The organism is Rhizobium sp. RHZ02, from assembly GCF_014851575.1.
In the GTDB taxonomy this organism is placed as follows: Bacteria; Pseudomonadota; Alphaproteobacteria; order Rhizobiales; family Rhizobiaceae; genus Rhizobium; species Rhizobium altiplani.
The window spans coordinates 1-22,162 of the sequence record NZ_JACUZX010000023.1; the positions used below are offsets into that span (position 1 = coordinate 1).

General features: G+C 59.8%; 19 protein-coding genes and 1 pseudogene. 12 read left to right on the plus strand and 8 right to left on the minus strand.

Annotated elements, in window-relative coordinates:
- Window positions 1-125 precede the first annotated feature (125 nt).
- The 5 genes and pseudogenes from IB244_RS24090 to IB244_RS24110 form a co-directional block, all read right to left on the minus strand.
- Window positions 126-401: pseudogene (locus tag IB244_RS24090) on the minus strand (NUDIX domain-containing protein); the annotation flags it as partial.
- Window positions 402-406: 5 nt separating this feature from the next.
- The gene (locus IB244_RS24095; protein ID WP_018854898.1) at window positions 407-1,894 is read right to left on the minus strand and encodes a DEAD/DEAH box helicase; all 1,488 of its coding nucleotides are present in this window, start codon (window positions 1,892-1,894) and stop codon (window positions 407-409) included.
- A 157-nt stretch (window positions 1,895-2,051) separates the two neighbouring features.
- Window positions 2,052-3,350: a M23 family metallopeptidase gene (locus IB244_RS24100; RefSeq protein WP_192305932.1), complete on the minus strand. Its 1,299-nt coding sequence runs from the start codon at window positions 3,348-3,350 to the stop codon at window positions 2,052-2,054.
- A 97-nt stretch (window positions 3,351-3,447) separates the two neighbouring features.
- Window positions 3,448-4,275, minus strand: coding sequence for a ferritin-like domain-containing protein (locus tag IB244_RS24105; protein WP_192305934.1), 828 nt, complete (start codon window positions 4,273-4,275; stop codon window positions 3,448-3,450).
- Window positions 4,272-4,745, minus strand: coding sequence for a peroxiredoxin (locus IB244_RS24110; RefSeq protein WP_018854901.1), 474 nt, complete (start codon window positions 4,743-4,745; stop codon window positions 4,272-4,274). The genes IB244_RS24105 and IB244_RS24110 overlap by 4 nt, the downstream gene beginning before the upstream one ends.
- Before the next feature lie 119 nt (window positions 4,746-4,864).
- On the opposite strand from IB244_RS24110, the gene IB244_RS24115 reads away from it, so the two are divergent.
- Window positions 4,865-8,251 (plus strand): DUF3971 domain-containing protein, encoded by a 3,387-nt coding sequence (locus IB244_RS24115; protein ID WP_192305936.1) that lies wholly within the window; start codon window positions 4,865-4,867, stop codon window positions 8,249-8,251.
- A 52-nt stretch (window positions 8,252-8,303) separates the two neighbouring features.
- On the opposite strand, the gene tyrS is transcribed toward IB244_RS24115, so the two are convergent.
- Complete coding sequence (tyrS, locus tag IB244_RS24120; RefSeq protein ID WP_018854903.1) at window positions 8,304-9,560, minus strand: tyrosine--tRNA ligase; 1,257 nt, start codon at window positions 9,558-9,560, stop codon at window positions 8,304-8,306.
- Between the two features lie 116 nt (window positions 9,561-9,676).
- Here tyrS and IB244_RS24125 point away from each other — a divergent pair, with 116 nt between their 5' ends.
- Window positions 9,677-10,795 carry an anhydro-N-acetylmuramic acid kinase gene (locus IB244_RS24125; protein WP_029792344.1) on the plus strand — a complete coding sequence of 373 codons (1,119 nt, stop codon included), beginning with the start codon at window positions 9,677-9,679 and terminating at the stop codon, window positions 10,793-10,795.
- Window positions 10,795-11,319: a GNAT family N-acetyltransferase gene (locus IB244_RS24130; protein ID WP_192305938.1), complete on the plus strand. Its 525-nt coding sequence runs from the start codon at window positions 10,795-10,797 to the stop codon at window positions 11,317-11,319. Before IB244_RS24125 ends, IB244_RS24130 begins: the two co-directional genes overlap by 1 nt.
- Here IB244_RS24130 and IB244_RS24135 read toward each other — a convergent pair.
- The gene (locus tag IB244_RS24135) at window positions 11,316-11,993 is read right to left on the minus strand and encodes an alpha/beta hydrolase (protein WP_007789602.1); all 678 of its coding nucleotides are present in this window, start codon (window positions 11,991-11,993) and stop codon (window positions 11,316-11,318) included. The two genes, IB244_RS24130 and IB244_RS24135, sit on opposite strands and share 4 nt — an antisense overlap.
- A 205-nt stretch (window positions 11,994-12,198) precedes the next feature.
- On the opposite strand from IB244_RS24135, the gene IB244_RS24140 reads away from it, so the two are divergent.
- The 9 genes from IB244_RS24140 (at window position 12,199) to IB244_RS24180 (ending at window position 21,010) form a co-directional block, all read left to right on the plus strand.
- Window positions 12,199-13,365, plus strand: a complete 1,167-nt coding sequence (locus IB244_RS24140; protein ID WP_192305940.1) for a cysteine desulfurase family protein — start codon at window positions 12,199-12,201, stop codon at window positions 13,363-13,365.
- 143 nt (window positions 13,366-13,508) lie between these two features.
- Entirely contained in the window at window positions 13,509-14,978 is a 1,470-nt protein-coding gene (gene sufB / locus IB244_RS24145) for a Fe-S cluster assembly protein SufB (RefSeq protein ID WP_192305942.1), read from the plus strand.
- A 72-nt stretch (window positions 14,979-15,050) separates the two neighbouring features.
- A complete protein-coding gene (gene sufC / locus IB244_RS24150) occupies window positions 15,051-15,806 on the plus strand; it encodes a Fe-S cluster assembly ATPase SufC (RefSeq protein ID WP_018854909.1) in 756 nt (251 codons plus the stop codon).
- 23 nt (window positions 15,807-15,829) lie between these two features.
- Complete coding sequence (gene sufD / locus IB244_RS24155) at window positions 15,830-17,104, plus strand: Fe-S cluster assembly protein SufD (RefSeq protein WP_018854910.1); 1,275 nt, start codon at window positions 15,830-15,832, stop codon at window positions 17,102-17,104.
- Window positions 17,105-17,116: 12 nt separating this feature from the next.
- Window positions 17,117-18,358 (plus strand): cysteine desulfurase, encoded by a 1,242-nt coding sequence (locus tag IB244_RS24160; RefSeq protein ID WP_018854911.1) that lies wholly within the window; start codon window positions 17,117-17,119, stop codon window positions 18,356-18,358.
- 11 nt (window positions 18,359-18,369) lie between these two features.
- A complete protein-coding gene (locus IB244_RS24165; protein ID WP_018854912.1) occupies window positions 18,370-18,750 on the plus strand; it encodes an SUF system Fe-S cluster assembly protein in 381 nt (126 codons plus the stop codon).
- Window positions 18,751-18,827: 77 nt separating this feature from the next.
- The gene (gene sufA, locus IB244_RS24170) at window positions 18,828-19,220 is read left to right on the plus strand and encodes a Fe-S cluster assembly scaffold SufA (RefSeq protein WP_018854913.1); all 393 of its coding nucleotides are present in this window, start codon (window positions 18,828-18,830) and stop codon (window positions 19,218-19,220) included.
- Between the two features lie 138 nt (window positions 19,221-19,358).
- Window positions 19,359-19,976: a LysE family transporter gene (locus IB244_RS24175; protein WP_018854914.1), complete on the plus strand. Its 618-nt coding sequence runs from the start codon at window positions 19,359-19,361 to the stop codon at window positions 19,974-19,976.
- 74 nt (window positions 19,977-20,050) lie between these two features.
- Window positions 20,051-21,010, plus strand: a complete 960-nt coding sequence (locus tag IB244_RS24180; protein WP_018854915.1) for a UDP-glucuronic acid decarboxylase family protein — start codon at window positions 20,051-20,053, stop codon at window positions 21,008-21,010.
- Between the two features lie 5 nt (window positions 21,011-21,015).
- On the opposite strand, the gene IB244_RS24185 is transcribed toward IB244_RS24180, so the two are convergent.
- Window positions 21,016-22,029, minus strand: coding sequence for a glycosyl transferase family 90 (locus IB244_RS24185; RefSeq protein ID WP_156828714.1), 1,014 nt, complete (start codon window positions 22,027-22,029; stop codon window positions 21,016-21,018).
- Window positions 22,030-22,162: the final 133 nt, after the last annotated feature.

Genomic DNA, 22,162 nt, shown 5'->3' on the forward strand with positions numbered 1-22,162 from the left:
GGGAAACCTCAAACTGATTTTGCAAGGAAACAGCCCGTTCGGTGGCTGTTTCCGGCAATTAGAAGATCTGCAGATCCTTCGATTCCTATGTCTAATCAGCAGCTTCCGTGTTCTTCACGGCCGACTACATAGAGCAGGGAAATCCAGTGCTGGGCATCCGCGTCGCTGATCAGTTCCGTGGCGCCGAGAAGGTTGACGCGGCCGATCGATAGGCCGGTTTCTTCTTCCGCCTCGCGTCGAGCCGCCTGCTCGGACGGCTCCATATGATCGACCTTGCCGCCCACAATGCTCCAGTGGCCGGCTTCAGGAGCGCGCATGCGCCTGTAAAGCAGGATCTTGCGGTCGCGCAAAACCACCAGGCCAACGCCAAGGCCCGGGAAATCGATGCCAGGCGTGCCCATATTCGTCAGATCTTGGCGTTGGCCGTGATCAGCATGAAGGCGGGAATTTCATCACCGAAGCCAACCGGCGTCGGACCGTCGTCGTGGTCGCGATAGCGGCGGCGGTCGCGATTGTCGTCGTTTGCCGGGTAAGGACGAGCGGCGCGCGAGCTCTGCTGCGGCTTGTTTTGTTCTGCTTTGCGCTCTTGCTTCACGCTTTCGACCTTTGCTGGTGCTGCTGTTTCCATCGTCTCGACGTCATTATCTGCGACGGCGATTTCAGATTTATGACCTCGACGGCTCTTGCCGCGGCCGGTGTCCTTGTCCCGGCCCTTGCGACGCGAGCGATCGTCGTCGCGGCTGGGTTCGGGCGGAGGCAAGGCGGAGAGGTCGCCGTTCAACCACTCGACCTTCTCGCCGATCAACTTTTCGATCGCGTCGGCATGTTTCTGGTCGTGGCGGGTGACGATGGTGAATGCAGCGCCGGAACGGCCTGCGCGGCCGGTACGGCCGATACGATGCACATAATCCTCGGAATGGATCGGAACATCGAAGTTGAAGACGTGGCTGACGTCGGGAATATCGAGACCGCGAGCGGCGACATCGGAAGCCACGAGAAGCTGGAGATTACCGTCCTTGAAGTTCTGCAGCATGGCCATGCGCGAACGCTGATCCATGTCGCCGTGCAGAGCGCCGGCGGAAAAGCCGTGGCGGTCGAGCGAACGGAAGAGATCGGACACGTCCTTCTTGCGGTTGCAGAAGATGATTGCGTTCTTCAGATCGGTTTGAGCCTTGATAAGATCGCGCAGAACAGCACGCTTCTCATAATCCTTGCCATGCGAGGCAACGAAGCGCTGCGTTACCGTCTTTGCGGTGGATGCCGGCTTGGCAACTTCGATCCGCTCCGGATTCTGCAGGAAGCGATCCGCAAGCTTCTGGATCTCGGGCGGCATGGTTGCCGAGAAGAAAAGTGTCTGACGGGTGAACGGGATAAGCTTTGCGATGCGCTCGATATCCGGGATGAAGCCCATGTCGAGCATGCGGTCGGCTTCGTCGATGACGAAGATTTCGACAGCACTCATCAGAAGCTTGCCGCGTTCGAAATGGTCGAGCAGGCGGCCCGGGGTGCAGATCAGAACATCCGCGCCACGCTCGAGCTTGCGATCCTGATCTTCAAACGAAACGCCGCCGATCAGCAACGCGACATTCAAGCGGTGGTTCTTGCCGTACTTTTCGAAGTTCTCCGCAACCTGGGCGGCTAGTTCGCGGGTCGGCTCGAGGATCAGAGTCCGGGGCATGCGGGCGCGGGCACGGCCCTTTTCCAGCAGCGACAGCATCGGCAGAACGAAAGACGCAGTCTTGCCCGTTCCCGTCTGCGCAATCCCGCAAATATCGCGGCGCTCAAGCGCAAAGGGGATGGCACCAGCCTGAATTGGGGTTGGCGTCGTGTAACCCGCGTCGGTCACGGCGGAAAGCACTTTTTGGCTCAAGCCAAGATCAGCAAATGTCGTCAAAGGGAAAACTGTTTCCGTTCCGGTTCGGCCGTACTCTGGTTGAGTCGGCGTGATTGCGTGGCGCAATGCAGCGCGACATAAGCCGAAACTCTCCTTAAGTCAAGGAATACAGGCCTTGCAGCCAGTGCAGAGGTAAAGACGTGGTTAGCGCGCGTAGTTACTGTATGTAACTCGCAAGCTTCAAGCCCGCATTCATGAAGTAAATGGGATCAATGGCACGACCATCCTGACGGACTTCATAGTGTAAATGCGTACCGGTGGACCGGCCGGTGCTGCCGGCAAGGCCAATCACGTCCGTGCGGTCGACTTTGTCGCCAATTTTCACGAGAATTTCCGACATGTGGCCGTAACGCGTGGAAATGCCCTTGCCGTGATCCACCTCGACCATGTTGCCGTAGCCGCCAGTCCAGCCGGCCGCTATGACCTTGCCGGGTGCCGTCGGGTGAACCTTTTCGCCAGGCGCAAAACGGAAATCGATGCCGGAGTGGAGTGCGAGGCGGCCGAGGAACGGATCACGCCGGTTCCCAAACGAGCTGGTGATCTCCTTGCCGGCGGCCGGATTCTGGAATGGCAGCGATTCGGCCATGCTCCGTACAGTCTCCAGGCGGGTGAGGGCATCGTCCAACTGCGCAAGCGACGTATCGAAATCATCGTTGCTCTCAGGCTCTACGTAAGGGCCGCCGACTGCGGTGTCATCCTGCTTCAAGCGCTCGGCCGGGACCGAAATCCTGAACCGCGTCAAGACCTTCGATATGGCATTGGCGGCGCCGCCGGCATCGCTCGTCAGTTGCGCGATGCGGGTGCGTTGCTTCTGCTCAATATCCTTCAGAGACAGCGTTACCTTGGAAAAAACCCGGTCAGCTCGGTCGCCGACGGTTTCCTTTGCCGGCACATCAGCCAGCGTCGCGTTATCAGGCGTCGCCTCAGCAGGTTCTACAGCGCCGGCAAGCTGATTCTCGATAGCCAGAACTGCGCCGGAGAGCGAGGCATGCTTCTCGTTTGCGTCGGGCGCGTAGGACTGGAGTGGTGTGGCCGCCTTGTTTCCGAGCCCGGAACTTTCGGCCCGGTCAAGAAGGGAGCCCAACTTGCCGTGGCGTGAGGTGAGCGCCAGTTGTTGCTCCATCAATTTGTCGACCTTGTCTTCGACGACCTGCTGATCGAGCAACTGGCGGGAGGTAACGCGATCGACCTGAGCTCGCAGAGCGGCGATCCGGTCCTCATAGTCGTGCTGCATGCGCGCCTGTCTGGCCATTGCCGCGCCGATCAGGTCGTCACGCAGCACGAGATAGGATGTGGCCAACAGATAGCCGATCGCAAAGACCCCGACAAAACATAAGACAAGCGCCGCCATCCACGGCTTGACGGTGAGGTGACGGACCCGGTCACCGCTCGCCAGGATCAGGATATGCTCTTGTTTTCGCTGACCGAATACGCGGCTATGCTGTGCATGCGTCACGGAGAATCTCCCAATCGAAGGCCGATGCCTCAATTGCCGCAATTACGCACGATTATGGTTAATATTTACTTAGGTCAGTATGGCTGTCGTGATCGGATCAGGCATTGCTTGTCGATGTCAGCGATCGGTAGAAGGATGGCGTCAGTCCTGCTTCGGCCCGGGCGATGTCGTTGAAGGGAGGCTTCAACGGTCCGCGGAAATTGGCGCGTACCAACTCGTGGAATGTCCGTGCCGGATCCCGCTTTTCTCTGGCGCAAAGGAAGCGGAACCATTTGGCGCCTATCGCAACGTGACCTTTCTCGTCGTTGTAGATGACATCGAGCACGGCAGCGCTCTCCAAATCCCCGGTTTCGCGCATCTTGGCCTGCAGCGACGGTGTGACGTCCAACCCGCGAGCCTCGAGAATAAGCGGGACAACGGCGAGGCGCGCCGTCAGGTCATTCCTCGTCGCGTGCGCGGCCTGCCAAAGGCCGTCATGGGCGGGGAGGTCACCGTAGTCGGCGTCGAGGTCATTCAGGCGGGCGCGCACCATGCGGAAATGTTTCGCTTCTTCGAAGGCAACCTGCATCCACCCGTCGAAGAAGGAGTTCGGGACGGGTTCGGTCGCGAATCGCGCAACGATATCAAGCGCCAGATCGACGGCGTTGAGTTCGATGTGGGCGATGGCATGCAGCAGCGCGATGCGCCCCTTGACGGTATGCAAGGACCGCCTCTCCACCTGCGTCGGCGGTATCAAGTCCGGCTTATCCGGACGGCCCGGCCTCTCAGGCAGCGGCGCGTCAAGTGGCGAACGCAGGGACAGTGTGCGAGCAAACCAACGCGTCGCAGTTTCCTGGGCGAGCGTCGTCTTCTTATCGAGATCAGTTGCTCGGATAGCGTCGATCGCTCCGCCGCGCAGGGACGTGATGCTGGAGCGAGAGGTCATCGCGACAGGTTCTGCACGGCGGCAAGAACGATTTCTGCGTGGCCGGGCACCTTCACCTTCTGCCAGATCGTTCCGATGGTCCCATCCTCACGAATGAGGAAGGTTGTGCGCTCCACGCCCATGAAATTGCGTCCATACATGCTCTTTTGTTTCCACACGCCGTAGGCCGCCAGCGTCGTCTTCTCTTCATCGGACGCCAGGACAACCGAAAGACTATGCTTCTTGATGAAGCGATCATGGCATTTTGCGGAATCGGGAGACATGCCGATGACGGCAGCACCGGCCTTTTCGAACTGGTCTGCAAGCGCCGTGAAAGCCAACGATTCGGCCGTGCATCCTGTCGTGTCGTCCTTGGGATAGAAGAACAACACCAGCGGCTTACCACGGAAATCGGCAAGCGCGACGCGGCCTCCGCCATCGCGCGGGAGATTGAAGTCAGGCGCCGTCGTGCCGATGCTGACATCCGTCATGGAGAGACCTTTCTTTTGCCGAGTTTATGGATAACAGGTGATTTGCCAGATATATATTGGACGGGCAGTCGTCCAGCCAGTCTGGTCCAAACCGCAAATTAGGGAGTTAGGCGAGACGCATGTCGGCGATCCGCGGCGAGAAAATTACATTCCGCAAGAAAGACATCGTCGCACTGCATGAGCTCCCTTCGGCGCAGGCCGAAGATCCCATGATCGTCAGTTGCCCGCCGTCGCGTTCGCGCATGCGCAAGACCGCCGGCGCCACGGGTGGCTGCATCGCCATTATTTTCTTCGTGCTCGCTGCAATTGTCTTCACGGTAGAAAGCGGCATATTCGACGGGCCGCTGACGCGGCAGGCGCAGGCTGCACTCAATTCGGCCATCGGGCCTCGCTATAGGGCGGAGGTCGGCTCCACTGCTATCCGCTTTACCTCGAACCTGCGCCTTGCGCTCGAAGCTCGCAACGTCAACATGATTGACGAGAAGAGCGGACAGCACCTGTCGACCACACATGCGATGCGCATGGCGCTCGACCCGCTACAACTCTTTCGCGGTCGGATTGCGATTGCGCAGATCGAGGCGGAAGATATCGCACTCGACACAGCGCTGCTGCCGTCTGGAAAGCCGCTCAAGCTCGATGACGTTCGCATCGACGAGATTCCGACGGCGATGGAAGCTGCGTTCGCTCAACTCGACATGATCGACAGTTTTGTCGAGCGGGGTGGGACGCGCTCAGTGAAACTCTCGGGCATAGATATCAAGCTGGCCGATACGGCGAATGGTCCACTCTCGATCGTCGTCGACAGCCTGGACTTCACAAGGACACGCCAAGGCGCGCTGGCGCTGGATGGTGAGGTCGCGATCAACGGCAAGGCAGCGACGCTCAGCGTCATCACCGAAAGAACCGGCGAACGTACCTCGAAGTTGACGGGACAACTGGCGGGCGTCGACCTGGGACCGTTCACACTCAAGCGGAATGTCCAGGGTCAAATCCGGCAGGGCATCGACGGCTCTGGTGATGTGACGATCTCGGCAGTTCGCACCGGCGATCAAGCCGAGCCGGCGCTCGGCGCGTCAGTCGACCTGGAGCCTGGGCAATTCTATATGGATGGCGACCAGCAGGAGTTGAGCGGAGGGCGCATCAACCTCGCCTACGACTTTGACAAGCAGAAGCTTGAGATCGCGAAATCGCGTGTTCAGTTCGGCGCGACATCCGTACCGCTTACCGGCGCTCTTATCGATCTGGACAAGATCGATGCCGCTGCAGGAAAGGGCTTCGGGATAGATCTGCTGGTCAGTGGCGGCACCGCGGCCCCCACCGCGTCAGGCGAGCAACCGCTCGCCTTCGATATCCAGGCGACCGGTCGCTACCTCGTTACGGACCGCGAACTCGAATTCCCGAACATGCGGGTTTCGAGCCCTGCTGGCGGTCTTTTTGGCTCGCTGCATGTTCGTCTGGGCGACGTGTCGCCGGAGATCAGCTTTGCCGGGCAGTCACAGCAGTTGCAGACAACGGCCGTCAAGCAATTGTGGCCATTCTGGATGGCGTCGAAGGGCCGCGAATGGGTTCAGCGCAACCTCTTCGGGGGCACCGTCACCGACGCATCAATCTCCGTCTTCATTCCGTTCGGACGCCTGGACGAGGCGGTCGGCAAAGGTCTGAAACTCGACAAGAACCAGATCCGGATTGCTTTCGACATCGCAGATACCCGAATGAACGTGGCCGGCGACATCCCGCCAATCCGCGATATGAATGCCCACTTTGATCTGAGCGGTCCGCGGGCGACAATCTCGATCAAGAGCGGGACGGCATTCTTTCCGTCCGGACGATCGGTGAGCGTCGGCGAGGGCACGTTTGTCCTGCCATCGACCTACGACAAGCCGCTCATGGCCGAACTCAATCTTCCCATTTCCGGCGCGGCTGACGCGGTCGGCGAATTGCTCACCTATAAGCCGATCCAGGTGTTACAGCGCGCGGGCTTCGTGCCCGAGGACCTGAAGGGCAAGGTGTCGGCGAAAGTGCAGGCTCGCATCGGGCTGATCTCGTCGCAGAGTCCTCCTCCTGCTGAATGGAAAGCGGTCCTGCAGCTACAGGATCTCGATGTCGCCAAACCGTTTTCGGGCCGCAAGATCACTGGTCTCGACGGCGTGTTGAACGCGGATCCAAAGCAGGTCAGCCTCGACGGAAAAGGGCTGATCGATGGCATTCCCGCCGGGATCAAGCTTGTCGAGCCGACGGACAAGTCGTCCAATGTCCAGCCGCAGCAGACCATTACTGCCACCTTGAACAATGATCAGCGGGAAAAGGTGCTGCCCGGTCTCAACGACATCGTCGATGGTAGCGTCGACGTGGAACTCAATCGCATCGATCAGGACCGACAGGCGGTCACTGTCGACCTTGGAAGGGCGCGGCTGTCTCTCCCATGGATCGGCTGGTCCAAGGGCGGCGGGATCGGCGCGACGGCCACATTCGAGGCCTCCGGCCCTGCAGACAACACCGAGTTGAAGAACTTCGTCCTCAAGGGGGATGGATTCGGGGCAAATGGCTCGCTTGTTATCGGCAAGGGCAATCTCGTGAAGGCGGATTTCGACAGTGTCAAACTGTCGTCGCTGGACGACTTCTCCGTTTCGGTGAAGCGCGGCAAGGGAGGGTTTGATGTCTCCGTGTCAGGCGAGAGTGCAGATGCACGTCCGATCATCGCGAGATTGAAGTCCAGCAGCGGCGGTGACTCCGACCACAGCGGCAGCATATCCGTTCGAGCCAAGCTCGGCCGCGTCGTCGGTTTCAATGACGAGAAGTTGCGCAATGCCGAGATGACCTATGTGTCGTCAGGCGGGAGGCTGCAGACACTGAATTTTACCGGCGTCACCGACAGCGGCGAGGCGTTCGTAGCCCAGACGAAGGGAAATGGCGTTATCAATGTCACGAGCGGCGATGCCGGCTCTGTTTCCCGCTTCGCCGACCTCTATCAGCACATGATGGGCGGCTTGCTCAATATGCAGATCCGCCTAGGGGCGGGCGACAATTGGGATGGCTCCATCGACATCAGGCGCTTCTCGCTTATCAACGAACAGCGCTTGCACTCGATCGTTTCGACGCCGGTCGGCGAGGAGCAACGAAGCCTGAATTCAGCGGTAAAACGGAACATCGATACATCGGCGCAGCGTTTCCAGCGCGGCTTTGCGCGCATTGTTTCTCAGAACGGCGTCGTCAGTATCGAGAACGGCGTGGTGCGTGGTGACCAGGTCGGCGCGGTGTTTCAGGGAACGGTTCGTAACCAGCGCGGCAGGATGGACATGACGGGTACCTTCATGCCTGCATATGGCCTCAACCGGCTGTTTGCCGAATTGCCGTTGATCGGCATCATCCTTGGGAACGGCACGGATCGCGGCCTGATCGGCATTACCTTCAAGCTCACAGGAAAGTTGGAATCGCCGGATCTGATCGTCAATCCGTTGTCGATCATCGCGCCGGGCGTTTTCCGCAACATCTTCGAATTCCAGTAGGCACAAAAAAGCCGGCGCGAGGCCGGCTTTCTGTCTGAGACGTTGACCACGCTTAGGCAGCGCGGCGGATCAGGATGTGCTTCTTCTTGCCGAGCGATAGCTTGATCACGCCATCAGCGGTGATCTCTTCGCTGCCGATGATCTTGCGCTCGTCGCTGACGGCCTGGTCGTTGATGCGCACCGCACCGCCCTGAACGTGGCGGCGGGCCTCGCCGTTCGAGGCTGCAAGGCCGGCGCGGACGATCAGCGACAGAAGGCCGATGCCACCGTCGAGTTCGGCAGCCGGGACGTCGACAGACGGAAGGTTCTCGGCAAGGCCGCCTTCCTCGAAGGTCTTGCGGGCGGTTTCGGCAGCCTGCTCGGCGGCAACACGACCATGCAGGATCGCGGTGACCTCAGTCGCCAGGATCTTCTTGACCTCGTTGATCTCGGAACCGGCAAGCGCTGAGAGGCGTGCGATTTCGTCCATCGGCAGCGTGGTGTAGAGCTTCAGGAAGCGCGAGACGTCAGCGTCCTCTGTGTTGCGCCAGTACTGCCAGAAGTCATAGGCCGACAGCATGTCCGCGTTGAGCCAGACAGCGCCGGTCGCAGACTTGCCCATCTTGGCGCCGGAAGCGGTCGTCAGCAGCGGCGAGGTGAGGGCGTAGAGCTGCGGCGTCCCCATGCGGTGACCGAGGTCGATGCCGTTGACGATGTTGCCCCACTGATCCGACCCCCCCATCTGCAGACGGCAGTCGTAGCGCTTGGCCAATTCGACGAAGTCGTAGGCCTGCAGGATCATGTAGTTGAATTCGAGGAACGACAGCGACTGTTCGCGGTCAAGGCGCGTCTTGACGCTGTCGAAAGCCAGCATGCGATTGACCGAGAAGTGCCGGCCGACATCGCGTAGGAATTCGAGGTAGTTGAGCGATCTCAGCCACTCTGCGTTGTTGATCATCAACGCATCCTTCGGGCCTTCGCCGTAGGAGAGGTAGTTCGAGAAGACGCGCTTAATCGAAGCGATGTTGCTCTCGATGGTATCGACGGTCATCAGCTGCCGCGCTTCCTCCTTAAAGGAGGGATCACCGACCATGCCGGTGCCGCCGCCCATCAGCGAAATGGCGCGATGGCCGGTCGCCTGCATCCAGTGCAGCATCATGATCTGGATCAGCGAGCCGGCATGCAGGCTGGGAGCGGTGGGGTCAAAGCCGATATAGGCCGTTACCGTTTCCTTGGCGAAGAGTTCGTCGAGGCCCGTTTCATCGGAAATCTGATGAATGAAGCCGCGCTCTTTCAGCGTACGGAGGAAATCGGATTTGAACTCGGACATGACCTTTTGCTCTCGGGTGCGGATTTTCGGATTGGCTATTGTTGAAGTGACGCGGCGCGTTTAGCACTGTTTTGCCGAACAGTCACCATTTGGCGAGAATCTTCCAGCGAGGGGTCATGGAGAAGATCAGGACCGCGATCGGCTTGATGAGCGGAACATCAATGGACGGCATCGATGTGGCGCTGCTGCGGACCGACGGCCGAGCCTTCGTCGAGCGCGGGCCGTTCCTCGGTGTTCCGTATGAGCCAGCCTTCCGCGACCGATTGAAGCTGGCGCTGGAGCAGGCGAAGTCTATTGCGAAACGTGAGCAGCGGCCGGGCGATCTGGCGTCTGTCGAGCGTGAACTGACGTTACGTCATGTAATTGCCGTGAGGGAATTTCTGGCTACGAATGCGCTCGATGCCTCGTCGATCGACGTCATCGGCTTTCACGGCCAGACAGTGTTACATCGCCCGGACGAAGCGCTGACGGTCCAGATCGGGGATGGGGCGCTTTTGGCACGGGAAACCGGCATTCCCGTTGTCTACGATCTTCGTGCCAACGACATGATGCATGGCGGCCAGGGCGCGCCATTGGTTCCGGTCTATCATGCGGCGCTCGCCGCCAACGTCCCTCATGCCACGTTGCCGGTCTGCTTCGTCAATATCGGCGGGATCTCAAACCTGACTTATATTGGCGCGGATGGCGTCATAGTCGGTTTTGACAGTGGCCCGGGCAATACGCTGATCGACCAGTGGGTCGAAACCCATGCGGGCGTGCCGTTCGATCAGGGCGGCATGATAGCCTCCGAGGGACGGATCGTGGGGGAACTGGCCGATCGCTATTTGAATAGCCCGTTCTTCACCGCAGAGAAGCGGCGCTCGCTCGACCGCAACGACTTTCCGCCGCCGTCGGGTGCAGATGCGGAGCTTGTAGACGGCGCCCGCACACTTGCCTATGTCGCGGCCGCCTCGATCATCAAGTCCGCCGGTCACTTGCCGGTCACGCCGGCCCTCTACGTCATCTGCGGTGGTGGTCGGCTCAATCGCGTGCTGATGCAAGATTTGAAAGATATCGCCCATCGCAACGGCGCCGAGGTGATAACGGCGGAGCAGGCGGGGTTCAATGGCGATTCCATGGAGGCTGAAGCCTGGGGCTATCTCGCGGTAAGGTCGTTGGACCGCTTACCATTGACATTTCCCGGCACGACCGGCGTGCGTGCGCCCGTCAGCGGCGGTGTCGTGGTGAAGCCGTGATGCAACAGGCGATTCTGGAGACGCCGCGCCTAGTCGCGGTCATGTGGGAACCTGACGACGCGGGCCTGATCCATGAGCTTCACTCCACGATTGAGACGACACGGTATCTTTCGGGCGCTGCGCCGTGGTCGCGTGAGAAAGCCGAGGAACGGCTGCGCAATTGGTTCGGCGAGCAGGAGCGGGATGGAGCCACCAAGTACAAGATCCTCAGTCGTGACGACGGCCGCTTCATTGGCAGCGCGGGCTTTTCCCTGCTTGGCGGTGAGCGGCAGGATTTCGAACTCGGCTATTCGCTTCGGTTCCAGGAATGGGGCAAGGGTTATGCGACGGAGATTGCCGGCGAGTTGGCGGAATGGTTCTTCGAACGGAACTTCGCGCAGCAGTTCATCGCATCCACGCATCCGGACAATGCCGCATCTCAGCATGTCCTAACGAAAATCGGCATGCGAAGCCGCATGCCGATGATCATTGACGGATTGGCCTGTCCGACGTTCGAACTGACCGCCGGGATGCGGACCGCTTAGCGGATCCGCTTGGCAGCCGGTTCCGGCACGAGTTCGCCGTTCAGGCGGCGATCGAGGTAATCCTCGCATTCGCTCATCAGCGTCTCGACCTGGCCGTTGAAGAAGTGGTTGGCGCCAGGCACCGTGCGGTGCGTGATCAGGATACCCTTCTGCGTCTTCAGCTTCTCAACGAGGCCGTTTACGTCCTTCTCGGGCGCAACCTTATCGGCTTCGCCGTTGATGATGAGGCCGGAAGACGGGCAGGGCGCGAGGAACGAGAAATCATACGTGTTCGGTTGCGGCGCGATCGACATGAAACCTTCGATTTCCGGGCGGCGCATTAGAAGCTGCATGCCGATCCAGGAGCCGAAGGAATAACCGGCAACCCAGCAGGTCTTCGAATCAGGATGCAAGCTCTGTACCCAGTCGAGCGCGGACGCGGCGTCCGAAAGCTCGCCAGCGCCGTGGTCGAATTCACCCTGGCTGCGACCGATTCCCCGGAAATTGAAACGCAACGTCGTGAACCCGCGCTTCTGGAACATGTAGAAGAGCTGGTAGACGATCTGGTTGTTCATCGTGCCGCCGAACTGGGGGTGCGGGTGCAGAATGAGGGCAATCGGTGCGCTTTTTTCCTTGGAGGGCTGGTAGCGGCCTTCAAGACGGCCGGCAGGGCCGTTGAAAATGACTTCGGGCATCGGTACTCCGGCTTTTATTTTTCGCGTTCGGCCCTGCGTAAGACTTGACGAATGTTGTCAGCTTTTCTAAAACGCAGTTTAGAACAATTCGAAACTTGCATGACGATCCACGCATTGTGGGATGTGTCATAAGGCAAGCCCGGCCGAAATTTCAAGGAAAATGAGCCGAGCCGCCTCGCAAGGATTTAGCGCAGGACAAAAGATCATGGCGCCGCCACGCCTTTATCTCGATTGGAACGCGACTTCGCCGCTGCATCCGAATGCGCGCGACGCGGTCCTGCGCGCGTTGGACCTGTTCGGCAATCCAAACTCGGTCCACGGCGAAGGCCGAGCCGTTCGTGCTGCGATCGAGCATGCACGACGCCAGGTGGCCGCACTTGCAGGGGCTGATCCGGCCCATGTAATCTTTACGAGCGGCGCGACAGAGGCAGCCAATATGGTGCTGACGCCCGAGTTCAGGATGGGGCGCACGCCGCTTAAAGTCAGCCAGCTTTACTATTCTGCCGTCGAGCATCCTGCGATGCGGGAAGGCGGTCGCTTCCCGAAGGAACAGACGGCGGAAATTCCGGTGACGGAGGCCGGCGTCGTCGATCTCGATGCGCTTGGTGCTTCGCTTGCCGCTCATGACAAGTCGGCCGGGCTGCCGATGGTCGCGGTCATGCTCGTTAACAACGAGACCGGCATCGTCCAACCGATTGCCGAGGTTGCGAAGCTGGTGCAGGCGCATGGCTGCCTTCTTGTTGTCGATGCCGTACAGGCAGCCGGTCGCTTGAAGCTGGATATCAACGCGCTCGGCGCCGATTTCCTAATCGTCTCGTCGCACAAGATCGGCGGCCCGAAAGGCGCCGGTGCGCTTGTCACGCGCGGTGAAGTGCTGATGCCGCGACCGCTGATCCATGGCGGCGGCCAGGAGAAGGGTCACCGCTCGGGGACTGAGAACTCGCTTGCGGTGATCGGGTTTGGTGCTGCCGCCGAAGCTGCTGCGATGGAATTTGAGGCACGCAACGAAGCGATCTCCGTGCTCCGTGACCGACTGGAAACCGGAATGCGAGGCGCGGCACCTGATGTCGTCATCTACGGCTCCGATGGCCAGCGCGTTTCGAACACGACTTTCTTCACCCTTCCGGGGCTGAAAGCCGAAACGGGCCAGATCGCCTTCGATCTCGAAGGTGTGGCGCTTTCTGCCGGGTCTGCCTGCTCGTCCGGCAAGGTCGGCGAGAGCCATGTCCTGGTTGCCATGAGGCGAGACCCCAAGCTCGGCGCTTTGCGCATTTCGTTGGGCTTTGCCACCACCGAAGAGGAGATCGACAAGGCGATTTTGGTCTTCGCGAAAATAGCCGCTCGGCGCAAGCCGGCCGGGGAGGCGGCTTGACCGCTTCATAAATTTGCGGAAACGCAATTTTCCGCTTGCCATTCGGGCTGAAAAGTCCCTTTTGGCCACCTACATACGGGGCAAACGATACTGCCCGAACGACAAGCTGCCGGACCTTTTCTCCGGCGAGATTGGAGAATGACATGCCCGCCGTCCAGGAAACGGTTGATCGCGTTCGTCAGATTGACGTCGATCAGTACAAATACGGTTTCGAGACCATTATCGAAATGGACAAGGCGCCCAAGGGCTTGTCCGAAGACATCATCCGTTTCATCTCCGCCAAGAAGCAGGAGCCGGAGTGGATGCTCGAATGGCGTCTGGAAGCCTACAAGCGCTGGCTGACCTTGGAGGAGCCCATCTGGGCTCGCGTCGATTATCCGAAGATCGATTTCAACGACATCTATTACTACGCCGCGCCGAAAAGCACGCCCGGCCCGAAGTCGCTTGACGAAGTCGATCCTGAAATCCTCAAGGTCTACGAAAAGCTTGGCATTCCGCTCAAGGAACAGGAAATCCTGGCTGGCGTCGAGAAGCCGAAGATCGCCGTCGATGCCGTCTTCGACTCTGTCTCCGTTGTCACGACCTTCAAGGAAGAGCTTAAGAAAGTCGGTGTGATCTTCATGTCGATCTCGGAAGCCATTCGCGAGCATCCGGAACTGGTGCAGAAGTACCTCGGCTCCGTCGTTCCGACCTCCGACAATTACTACGCGACCCTGAACTCGGCCGTGTTCACCGATGGTTCGTTCGTGTTCGTTCCGAAGGGCGTTCGCTGCCCGATGGAGCTGTCCACCTACTTCCGCATCAACGAAAAGAATACGGGCCAGTTCGAACGCACGCTGATCATCGCCGAGGAAGGCGCATACGTCTCCTACCTCGAAGGCTGCACCGCGCCGCAGCGCGACGAAAACCAGCTGCATGCCGCTGTCGTTGAGCTCGTTGCGCTCGATGATGCCGAGATCAAGTACTCGACGGTCCAGAACTGGTATCCGGGCGATGCGCAGGGCAAGGGCGGCATCTACAACTTCGTCACCAAGCGCGGCGATTGCCGTGGCGACCGCTCGAAGATTTCGTGGACGCAGGTCGAGACCGGTTCGGCTATCACCTGGAAGTACCCATCCTGCATCCTGCGCGGCGATGACTCCAGAGGCGAGTTCTACTCGATCGCCGTCTCCAACGGCCACCAGCAGGTCGATAGCGGCACGAAGATGATCCATCTCGGCAAGAACACGTCGAGCCGTATCATCTCCAAGGGTATCGCCGCGGGCGTGTCGCAGAACACCTATCGCGGCCAGGTCTCGGCGCACCGCAAGGCATCCAACGCCCGCAACTTCACGCAGTGCGACTCGCTGCTGATTGGCGACAAGTGCGGCGCCCACACGGTTCCCTATATCGAGGCGAAGAACTCCACGGCGCAGTTCGAGCACGAGGCGACCACCTCGAAGATCTCGGAAGACCAGCTCTTCTATTGCCTGCAGCGCGGCATTCCGGAGGAAGCGGCGATCGCCCTGATCGTCAACGGCTTCGTCAAGGAAGTCCTGCAGGAACTGCCGATGGAATTTGCTGTCGAAGCGCAGAAGCTCATCAGCATCTCGCTTGAAGGCAGCGTCGGCTGACGCGACACGACATGAATGCGCGAGGGCGCGTGGATCGCGCCTTTCTCCGATTGCTTTTTATGGGAAAATACCATGCTTGAAATTAAGAACCTGCACGCCCGCATCGCCGAAGACGGCACCGAGATCATCCGCGGCTTGAACCTCACCGTGAAGGCCGGCGAAGTGGCCGCCATCATGGGCCCGAACGGCTCCGGCAAGTCGACGCTCTCCTACATCCTGTCCGGCCGCGAAGACTACGAAGTCACCGAAGGCGACATCCTCTACAACGGCGAGAGCATTCTGGAGCTCGACGCTGCCGAGCGTGCCGCCAAGGGCATCTTCCTGGCCTTCCAGTACCCGGTCGAAATTCCGGGCGTTGCCACCATGCAGTTTCTCAAGGTTGCGATGAACGAGCAGCGCAAGGCGCGCGGCGAAGAAGAGCTGAAGACGCCTGACTTCATGCGCCTCGTCAAGGACGCAGCCGGAAAGCTGCAGATCAACACTGAAATGCTGAAGCGCCCGCTGAACGTCGGTTTCTCCGGCGGTGAGAAGAAGCGCGCCGAAATCCTGCAGATGGCCCTCCTGCAGCCACAGCTTTGCGTTCTCGACGAAACCGACTCCGGTCTCGACATCGACGCGCTGAAAATCGTTGCCGACGGCGTCAACGCGCTGCGTTCGCCGGATCGCGCTGTCGTCGTCATCACGCACTACCAGCGCCTGCTCGACTACATCGTCCCGGATACCGTTCACGTTCTCTACAAGGGGCAGGTGATCAAGTCGGGCGACAAGACGCTGGCGCACGAGCTGGAAGCCAATGGCTACGCCGACATCATCGGTGCGGCAGCCTGATTGAGGCGGAAAGGACGAGTCTCATGAACATGCAGACGACGAGCCGCCAGACCGCCGCGGAAGCGGCGCTCATCGAGGCTTTCAACAACCAGATCGGCGAACTGCCGGGCGACGGTTCGGTCATCGCCATCCGGGACAGGCTGCTTGACGACCTGAAGAAGGCCGGTTTGCCGACGCGCCGCATCGAGGCCTGGCACTATACCGACCTCAAGACCCTGCTGCGCGCCATTCCGGATCAGGCTGGCGACGCCGGCTCCGAAGCTCGCGACCCGCTGGTCGAAGAGTCCTCCGTTTTGTCGGTTATTCAGGGTGTTCCTGATCTTAAGGCTTCGGTCGATGGTCTGGACATATCAGGCTATGCGGCTCTGCTCTCCAACGGCACGGCTGCCACCAGCCTCGGCGCGCTCGGCAATGACGACGCGATCGGCCGGATCAACGGCAGCTTCGTTCGCGATGGCTACGTCATTGACGTTGCCTCGGAAACGACGTTTGACGAACCGCTTGAGATCCAGTTTGTTCACGCTGGCGGCCAGACGCATACGCGCCTGCCGGTCACCTTCGGCGCGAACGTAAAGGCGACGGTCATCGAACGTCACCTTGCAGTGACGTCGGATGCGGCTTTCGTGTCCCACATCAGTGACATCACGATTGGCGAGGGTACCGAGCTCACCTGGATCATCATCCAGCAACAGGGCGCTGATGATACGCACCTCGGCCAGATCCGTGTCGATCTCGGCACCGATGCCAAGCTGAAGCTGTTCGTCATCAATGCCGGCGGCAAGCTGGTTCGCCAGGAACTGCACATCAAGGTGACTGGCGAGGGCGCCGATCTGACGCTTCGCGGGATCAACCTGCTGGGCGCTGAAACGCATACGGACGTTACCATGGTTCTCGGCCATAACGTCCCGCATACAGGTTCCACGGAAGTGATCCGTAACGTCGTCTTCGACCGCGCCAAGGGTGTATTCCAGGGTATGATCCGCGTTGCGCCCGATGCGCAGAAGACCGACGCGAAGATGGCGTGCAACACTCTATTGATATCTGACGACGCCGAGTTCTCGGTGAAGCCGGAGCTCGAGATCTTCGCTGACGACGTTCAGTGCGGTCACGGTGCAACCGTTGCCGACATCGACGACAACCATCTCTACTACATGATGGCGCGCGGCATTCCGGAGAACAAGGCGCGCGCCATGCTCGTCAATGCCTTCGTTGCCGAAATCGTCGAGGAACTGGAAGACGAAGCTCTGGTCGAGGCGCTGGAAGGCGTCATCTCGGCCTGGCTCGAAAAGCACGCCTGATCGGATAGCGTCATGGACAAGATAGTTCCGGCAACCGCATACGACGTCGAAGCCATTCGCAAGGATTTCCCGATCCTTGCGAAGGAAGTCTATGGCAAGCCGCTGGTCTATCTCGACAACGGCGCCTCCGCCCAGAAGCCGCAGGCCGTCATCGACGCGATTTCCCACGCCTATTCGAACGAGTATGCGAACGTTCATCGTGGTCTGCATTTCCTCTCGAATGCGGCCACGGACGCCTATGAGGGCGCTCGCGAGAAGGTCCGGCGCTTCTTGAACGCGCCTGATATCAACGACATCGTGTTCACGAAGTCTTCAACGGAAGCGATCAACACCGTCGCCTATGGCTGGGGCATGCCCAAGCTCGGCGAGGGCGACGAGATCGTCATCTCGATCATGGAGCATCACTCCAACATCGTACCGTGGCATTTCATCCGTGAGCGGCAGGGTGCCAAGCTGGTCTGGGTACCCGTCGACGACGAGGGTGCTTTCCACGTCGAGGATTTCGAAAAGAGCCTGACGGAGCGGACCAAGCTCGTCGCGATCACGCATATGTCGAATGCGCTCGGCACGGTGGTTCCGGTCAAGGAAATCTGCCGGATCGCGCATGAGCGCGGCATTCCTGTACTGGTCGATGGTTCGCAGGGCGCCGTCCATATGCCTGTCGACGTGCAGGATATCGATTGCGACTGGTACGTGATGACCGGCCACAAGCTTTACGGGCCGTCGGGCATCGGCGTGCTGTATGGCAAGAAGGAGCGGCTTCGCGAGATGCGGCCCTTCCAGGGCGGCGGCGAGATGATCTTCGAGGTGACAGAGGATGCCGTGACCTACAACGATCCGCCACATCGCTTCGAAGCTGGCACGCCGCCGATCGTCCAGGCGATCGGGCTCGGCTATGCGCTCGACTACATGGAAAAGGTTGGCCGCGAGGCGATCGCGCGCCATGAGGCTGATCTCGCGGCCTACGCCGCGGAGCGGCTGCAGGCGGTCAATTCGTTGCGGGTGTTCGGCACGGCGCCGGGCAAAGGTGGTATCTTCTCCTTCGAGCTTGCCGGTCTCCATGCACATGACGTGTCGATGGTAATCGACCGTCAGGGTGTTGCGGTCCGCGCGGGCACGCATTGCGCCATGCCGCTCTTGAAACGCTTCGGCGTCACCTCCACATGCCGCGCGTCCTTCGGGATGTACAATACACGGGCCGAGGTCGATGCCTTGGCAGATGCGCTTGATTATGCGCGCAAGTTCTTTGCCTAAGGAGTGTCCATATGAGCTTGGACGAAAGCGAACAGAAGATCGACGTGCGCGAAGGCATCGTGCATTCCAGCATTCCGGCCGACGAACTGGCGCGGCTGAGCGACGACGTAATTTCGGCGCTCAAGACGGTCTATGACCCTGAAATTCCGGCTGACATTTTCGAGCTCGGGCTGGTCTACAAGATCGACATCGAAGACGATCGCATGGTGAAGATCATGATGACGCTGACTGCGCCGGGCTGCCCCGTTGCCGGTGAGATGCCGGGTTGGGTGGAGAACGCGGTCGGCGCGGTTGAGGGCGTATCCGGCGTCGAGGTCGAGATGACCTTCGATCCGCCGTGGACGCCGGACAGAATGTCGGAAGAGGCGCAGGTCGCCGTCGGCTGGTATTGATCGGTTAAGCTACTGGCACTACATTTGAATCATGAAACGCCGGACCTTGAATCCGTGCGCGGAAGGAGAAAAGGCCCATGGGCTTTGCAATCATGAGCATGACGGAGACCGCTGCGAACCGCGTGAAGGCGATCGTCGAGAACTCCGGATCAGAGGCCAAAGGCATTCGCGTCGGGATCAAGAAGGGCGGCTGTGCAGGGATGGAGTATACCATCGACCTCGTGACCGATCCGAACGCCAAGGACGATTTGATCGAGCGGGATGGCGCCAAGGTCTGGGTCGAACCATCAGCAGTGCTGTATCTCCTCGGCACCGAAATGGGCTTCGAGAGCACGACGTTGCGCTCCGGTTTTACCTTTACCAATCCAAACCAGACGTCTGCGTGCGGCTGCGGCGAATCCGTGGAACTGAAGCCTGCAGACCTTGCGGCGCTTGCTGCCCAGGGCAATGCTGTCGTGCCTGCGCACTGATTGTCACAATCATTCGAATTCTCGATGAGGCCGCCGGTTCGGCGGCCTTTTTGATTTTACCTCTTCGCAATAGCGCCTTAAGGGCTCTCTTTCGAAAGTCCGCGGGATTGTCTCCTGTGGAGGGGAAGCGACTGACCAATGCTATTGCTGTTTGCGAAGGGCGCCCTGCTGGGCGTCATCATCACGGCCCCGCTGGGGCCGATTGGAATGCTGTGTATCAATCGTACATTGGAGCGCGGCTTTACTGCTGGCTTCTCCTGTGGCCTCGGAACGGCGCTCGGTGATGCCAGTTATGCCCTGGTCGCAGTAACCGGAATCGCGGTCTTCGAGCAGGCCATGTCGGTAGCAACGCTGCCTCTGGCGATTGGCGGAGGCTTATTGCTCCTGGCGCTGGGCTATCGAGGGCTGACGCACGATCCGGTCAGGGCTGCAAATGTCAGGGCGGCGGGCCTCCTGGGCACAACAGCTGCAACGTTTTTTCTGACAATCTCCAACCCGGCCACCATTCTCTCCTTTGGCGCGCTGTTCGCCGGTTTCGGGTTGACGGAGGAAACGCGGCGTTTCAGCTCGGCCGTGATCGTGGGCGGCGTCTTCAGCGGATCGCTTGCTTGGTGGTTTCTTCTGAGCGGTACGGTCAGTGTCGCCAGGGGCAAATTGCCAATGAATTTCACAGCAAAGGTCGTGCGCGGAACAAGCTATCTGCTGATACTCTTCGGCCTCGCAGCGCTCGCCTCAGCAGCCTACTCGCTCCTCTAGTTTCAGGCCGGCTCCCTTGAAGGCAGGCAGAATCCGCGATAGGCCTGCGACGTCACAAACAAGCGCAAGCCACTATGAATAAACGCATTCTTGTTACCGGCGGCGCCGGCTTCGTCGGCACACATCTTTGCAGAAGGCTGCTCGACGGAGGGCATCGGGTTGTCTGCATGGATAATTTCTCGACGGGCTCCATGCACAATGTCGCGGAATTGCTCAATAACCCCGCCTTCAGCTTGCTTACTCAGGACGTGAACGAGGCCGTGAACCTCGAGGTTGACGAGATCTATAACCTCGCATGCCCAGCCTCACCGGTCCATTATCAGGCCGACCCGATCGCCACGTTGAAGACGAGTGTCGTCGGCGCGCTCAACATGCTCGAGCTGGCTCGAGACAGGAATATTCCGGTATTGCAGGCATCGACATCGGAGGTTTATGGCGATCCCCATGTCCATCCGCAATCGGAAAACTACTGGGGCAACGTCAATCCGATTGGCCCGCGTGCTTGCTACGACGAGGGGAAGCGGAGCGCCGAGACATTGTTTTTCGACTATCGCCGCCAGTTCGAACTACCGATCAAGGTCGTGCGCATCTTCAACACCTACGGGCCGCACATGCATCCCGCCGATGGAAGGGTTGTCGCAAATTTCATCAAGCAGGCGCTATCGGGCGACGACATCACCGTCTATGGCGACGGAACACAGACGCGGTCGTTTTGCTACGTGGACGACCTGGTCGCGGGTCTGATGGCCATGATGAGCAGTCGTCCGGATGTTACGGGTCCGATCAATCTTGGCAATCCGGAAGAGTTTACGATCCGACAGTTGGCGGACCTCATCCTCGAATTGACCAACTCCAATTCACGCATCGTCCATCGCCCTCTACCCGTAGATGATCCGCGTCAGAGGTTGCCGGATATCGAAAAGGCGAGGCGGCTTTTGGACTGGACGCCGAGCGTTCCGCTCCGCGACGGCCTGACGCGCACCATTGCCTACTTCAAGACCGTTCGTGAGGCACCGGTGCTGGCAGCCGTTTAAGCCAGTTAGTCCCGATCCCAGTGTTCTTCGATGAGGTTGGCAGCGCGCCGCGCCTGGGTTGCGAAAGTAAGCTTACGTGCCAGCGCCTGACCACGTTCCGCAATGGCCTTGGCTTCGATTTGGTGGCTGCGCACCCAATCGATCTTCTCGCGAAAGTCCGACATGTCGGCAGCGACCGGTACATAGTGTTCGAACGGCTTGAGTTCGTCATAATACCACTGGCGAAAGCCGAATTGTGACTCGACCTTCAGCACGCAGCATCCGTAGAGCATGCGCACCAGGAGGTTCGACCAGGTGTTGGTATAGCCATCGATATCAATCGCGAACTTGCGCCCAAGCCAACTTTGGGCCGCAATCGGCTGCCCCAGAAGCTTTTGCCGGTCCGCCAGCGTGCCGTAGTCGTCCGCAGTCGGATGGAGATCGACGAACTTGACGTCCAGTCCCGCCATGTCCCTGAGTTGCAAGACCATCCGGATCCTCTGAAGGACGGCGGGATTGTTGATGTCTTCCGGCGAAAAGCTCGCCCAGCCGCAGCCATTCATGCCGCCGCGCCAGACGATGTCGTTCGAGCGCTCCTCCCAGCGCGGCGCTGTCTGGCCGCGCTCCAACTCGGCGGCAAAGCCGTCGTTCTGGAAGAAGTGCGGATCTGGCAGCCCCACATGCTGAGGCAACCGCACGGACGCCGCAAATCGTGCGTTGGAGACCGCCTCTCCATCCGAGGCGTTCACGGTGATGTACCTCACCTCTGGCGGGCACAGGCTCAGCCAATAGGCATAGCTGCAGACCTTGTACCGCATGTATCCGGAAAACCACCGTGTCGCGGCGCTCTCGAGAACGAGGATGAAGTGTTGCCCATGCCGCTCGATCCGAACATCTCGAGGCGGATTCCCGGCATCGGTGTAACCAATGCGTACCTTTGGCGGCTTGGCGCCGACCCGTTTGAACTCGCGCCTGAAATAGGGTGCAACCCGTCGCGTGCTGTAGAGGCGAAGCGGGTTGAGGGTGGAAGAATACGTCATCATATTCCTGAGCTTACGCGACAATCGTCAAACGATCGCTGACGCGATCACGCGGCAATCAATATGGTGGATTGGGGCCAAAGAACAGATCGCGTGTGTGCGCATGCAGCGCGCAAGCCGGTACCGAACGAAG

What these genes read in the sequence shown, in the direction of transcription:
- IB244_RS24165 (WP_018854912.1), top strand. Translation starts at nt 18,370, where the DNA reads ATGAGCTTGGACGAAAGCGAACAGAAGATCGACGTGCGCGAAGGCATC.
- IB244_RS24185 (WP_156828714.1), bottom strand. Translation starts at nt 22,029, where the DNA reads ATGACGTATTCTTCCACCCTCAACCCGCTTCGCCTCTACAGCACGCGA.
- IB244_RS24105 (WP_192305934.1), bottom strand. Translation starts at nt 4,275, where the DNA reads ATGACCTCTCGCTCCAGCATCACGTCCCTGCGCGGCGGAGCGATCGAC.
- IB244_RS24160 (WP_018854911.1), top strand. Translation starts at nt 17,117, where the DNA reads ATGGACAAGATAGTTCCGGCAACCGCATACGACGTCGAAGCCATTCGC.
- tyrS (WP_018854903.1), bottom strand. Translation starts at nt 9,560, where the DNA reads ATGTCCGAGTTCAAATCCGATTTCCTCCGTACGCTGAAAGAGCGCGGC.
- IB244_RS24110 (WP_018854901.1), bottom strand. Translation starts at nt 4,745, where the DNA reads ATGACGGATGTCAGCATCGGCACGACGGCGCCTGACTTCAATCTCCCG.
- sufD (WP_018854910.1), top strand. Translation starts at nt 15,830, where the DNA reads ATGAACATGCAGACGACGAGCCGCCAGACCGCCGCGGAAGCGGCGCTC.
- IB244_RS24135 (WP_007789602.1), bottom strand. Translation starts at nt 11,993, where the DNA reads ATGCCCGAAGTCATTTTCAACGGCCCTGCCGGCCGTCTTGAAGGCCGC.
- IB244_RS24140 (WP_192305940.1), top strand. Translation starts at nt 12,199, where the DNA reads ATGGCGCCGCCACGCCTTTATCTCGATTGGAACGCGACTTCGCCGCTG.
- sufB (WP_192305942.1), top strand. Translation starts at nt 13,509, where the DNA reads ATGCCCGCCGTCCAGGAAACGGTTGATCGCGTTCGTCAGATTGACGTC.
- IB244_RS24115 (WP_192305936.1), top strand. Translation starts at nt 4,865, where the DNA reads ATGTCGGCGATCCGCGGCGAGAAAATTACATTCCGCAAGAAAGACATC.
- IB244_RS24130 (WP_192305938.1), top strand. Translation starts at nt 10,795, where the DNA reads ATGCAACAGGCGATTCTGGAGACGCCGCGCCTAGTCGCGGTCATGTGG.
- IB244_RS24175 (WP_018854914.1), top strand. Translation starts at nt 19,359, where the DNA reads ATGCTATTGCTGTTTGCGAAGGGCGCCCTGCTGGGCGTCATCATCACG.
- sufC (WP_018854909.1), top strand. Translation starts at nt 15,051, where the DNA reads ATGCTTGAAATTAAGAACCTGCACGCCCGCATCGCCGAAGACGGCACC.
- IB244_RS24180 (WP_018854915.1), top strand. Translation starts at nt 20,051, where the DNA reads ATGAATAAACGCATTCTTGTTACCGGCGGCGCCGGCTTCGTCGGCACA.
- IB244_RS24125 (WP_029792344.1), top strand. Translation starts at nt 9,677, where the DNA reads ATGGAGAAGATCAGGACCGCGATCGGCTTGATGAGCGGAACATCAATG.
- sufA (WP_018854913.1), top strand. Translation starts at nt 18,828, where the DNA reads ATGGGCTTTGCAATCATGAGCATGACGGAGACCGCTGCGAACCGCGTG.